Genomic DNA, 227 nt, shown 5'->3' with positions numbered 1-227 from the left:
CATCTCAAAACGCCCCAAATCTGTGAAGAATCGAAAAGAGTTCGGGCATTGGGAACTCGACACAGTTGTTTCTTCTCGAGGTAAGAGTAAAGGTTGTTTTGCGAGCTTTGCAGAACGAAAAAGCCGTATATATATTGCTTTACCCATGCCAAATCGCTCTAAAGTTGCTATGCAAACTGCGATTGAAGATTTGAGAGAAAACTTACCTAAGGAAGCTTTAAAGTCCT

The 227-nt window shown here is 41.0% G+C and carries 1 pseudogene; it reads left to right on the top strand.

Annotation, left to right across the window (positions count from 1 at the left end):
* Positions 1-227: pseudogene (locus ACEN31_RS11765) on the top strand (IS30 family transposase); the annotation flags it as partial.

This window comes from Ruoffia sp. FAM 26255, assembly GCF_045528525.1.
Taxonomy (GTDB): domain Bacteria; phylum Bacillota; class Bacilli; order Lactobacillales; family Aerococcaceae; genus Ruoffia; species Ruoffia tabacinasalis.
The sequence above is the reverse complement of the archived record's forward strand: the minus strand, read 5'-3'. Positions and strand labels throughout refer to the sequence as shown.